The 2,632-nt window shown below is 70.3% G+C and carries 2 protein-coding genes; one reads left to right on the plus strand and one right to left on the minus strand.

The features are described 5' to 3' along the window. A partial coding sequence (locus VGR37_11235; protein ID HEV2147965.1) for a hypothetical protein occupies positions 1 to 1,260 on the minus strand: 1,260 nt, incomplete at its 3' end. 200 nt (positions 1,261 to 1,460) lie between these two features. Here VGR37_11235 and argF point away from each other — a divergent pair. Further along, positions 1,461 to 2,372 (plus strand): ornithine carbamoyltransferase, encoded by a 912-nt coding sequence (gene argF, locus VGR37_11240; protein ID HEV2147966.1) that lies wholly within the window; start codon positions 1,461 to 1,463, stop codon positions 2,370 to 2,372. Positions 2,373 to 2,632: the final 260 nt, after the last annotated feature.

The following is a 2,632-nucleotide window of genomic DNA, read 5'->3' on the forward strand; positions in this document are numbered from 1 at the left end:
GGAGGGCGCCGCGCCGCCGGAGGTGGCACGCAGCTCCGCGCGCCCGGCGCCCACTCCGAAGCGGAGGTACGCCGCGCCGCCCGCGTCCAGCGAGAAGGCGGTCGTCGCGCCCTCCGTGAGCCGCCGCGTCCGCAGAGGGATCCCGTTCAGGAAGATGGAGCGGAAGTTCCAGCTCGGCTGCGTGAAGCGCGCCTCCGCGCCGGGGACCGCGTCGTCCAGGTACAGCGAGACCGCCCAGTCGCGGAAGAGCGGGACCGGATCCGTGCCGAACGCGGAGCGCAGGTTCGCCATCCCCGTCTGGGAGGAGTTGACCAGCGCGTGCCAGAGCGCACGGTCGTCGCCCGCGCGGCGGTCCGCCGCATAGCGCAGGAAGTTCCAGATCGCGCCGCGCGTCGCAAGGTCGTCGTCGGTCTCGTACGGCGAGTTGCGCTCGGGATCCTGGTAGAAGCTCTGCAGGCGCCCGGTGTTCTGGGCCATGTAGGCATTGAACGCGTCCGCGTACGTCCTGGACGACTGGAGCGTCGGGCGGTCCAGGTTGCGCCGGGGCCCCAGCCCGCCCGCCTCGTAGAAGACCAGCTCTTCCGCGATGTGGCTCAGTCCCTCGTTCAGCCATACCACCTCGTTCCACCCGTCGCCCGGCGTGCTCAGCTTGTACAGGCGCCGGGAGGCGCTGATCAGGTGCTGTGTCTCGTGCGCCATCACCCCCAGCGTCCCCCGGAGGACGTTCTCCTTCGTGAACACCCCCCCCCGCGCCGGGTCCGGGACCAGCATGTACAGCAGCTCCGACTCGTTGCTGGACGCGCAGGCGCCCAGGGCCTTGGTCTGCTTCCTGGGGAAGAGGTCGCGCGAGTAGAAGAGCCCGTTGACGAACGACGACGCGCCCGGAGCCGTGAGGTCGTTGATGGCCCGGGTGAAGAAGACGATCACCCGCTCGTTGCGGTCCATGTCGTGCGGCTCCCCGAAGTTCCGGGTCGCCACCGGCCAGACGAGCCGGTCGTACTGCTCGGCGAGCGCCTGGTAGTCGGCCTCCGTGAAGCCGCCCGCCGGGTTGCCGGTGTCGTCCACGACGATGGCGCGCTGGGACACCGCGACCACCCGCCCGGTGCGGAGGACCGCCTTGCCGCAGTTGTCGTCGAACTGGACGTTGAGCTGGACCTCTTCCCCCACCGTGAGGCGCCTGGGCGCGGGCCCGACAGGGTCCTTGTCGCACGCCGCCAGCCCGGCGGCGAGGAGGGAGAACAGGGCGAGGATCCGCTTCATGGGTCCGGTGTCGAAGCTGAGGGAAGCAGGGGCCGCCGGGGGGGCGGACGGCCGGCGCGGGGCGCAGGGGCCTAATACGCCATCGCGCCTGGAAGGGTCCGCGCGGGGGTGTGGTCGGGGCCGGAGGGGCGTGCTATCTTCCCGCGCGACCGGGCCGGCCCCCGCGGCCGGCGACCGACACCTCCAGCGCAGATCCCGCAATGAGCCGGAACCAGACGCGCCACTTCCTCGCCATCCCGGACTTCTCCCGGGAGGAGCTGTACGACATCCTGGACCTCGCCGCCCGCATGAAGCGCGGCGAGTACACCGAGAAGCCGCTCGCGGGGAAGACGCTCGCGATGGTCTTCGCCAAGAGCTCCACCCGGACCCGCGTCTCCTTCGAGGTGGGTACCTTCCAGCTCGGCGGGCACGCCCTCTTCCTTTCCTCCCGCGACATCCAGCTGGGCCGCGGCGAGCCCATCCGCGACACCGCGCGGGTCCTTTCGCGCTACGTGGACGGGATCATGATCCGCACCTTCGACCAGGCCGAGCCGGAGGAGCTGGCGGAGTGGGGCTCCGTCCCGGTCATCAACGGGCTCACCGACCTGCTGCACCCCTGCCAGATCATGGCCGACCTGCAGACCATCCGCGAGAACTTCGGCGACGACCTCTCCGGGGTGAAGGTGGCGTGGGTGGGAGACGGCAACAACATGGCGAACTCCTGGCTGAACGCCGCCTACCGCTTCGGCTTCGAGCTGCGCCTGGCCTTCCCGCAGGGGTACGAGCCCGACGCGGAGATCCTGGAGCGCGCGAAGGGCGCCGCCACCATCCTCACCACCAGCGACCCGCGCGAGGCCGTCGAGGGCGCCGACGTGGTGAACACCGACGTGTGGACCTCCATGGGCCAGGAGGAGGAGACCGCGAAGAGGATGCGCGACTTCGCAGGCTACTGCGTGAGCGAGGAGATGATGGACACGGCCTCCGAGCGCGCCATCTTCCTCCACTGCCTCCCCGCCCACCGCGGCGAGGAGGTCACGGACGGGGTGATCGAGGGCGCCCGCTCCCGCGTCTGGGACGAAGCCGAGAACCGCCTGCACGTACAGAAGGCGATCATGGCGACGCTGATGGGGTGACCAGGCTGCCGCGGCGGACCCCTCCCGTGAGGCCCCCACCCGGCTCGCTTTAGGCTCGCCACCCTCCCCCGCATGCGGGAGAGGGCTGACGGCTACGGACAGTTCATCCCCTCTCCCAGACTTGGGAGAGGGTGGCTGGAGTGCCCCCCGCGGGTGAGACCAGTTAGAATGGGAGTCCACACGGCCGGGAGGCCGAGGAGGACTTCGAAATGCATCGCAAGAGACACACGGTCGAGCAGATCATCGGAATGCTGCGCGAA

It is taken from the genome of Longimicrobiaceae bacterium (genome assembly GCA_035936415.1).
Taxonomy (GTDB): Bacteria; Gemmatimonadota; Gemmatimonadetes; order Longimicrobiales; family Longimicrobiaceae; genus JAFAYN01.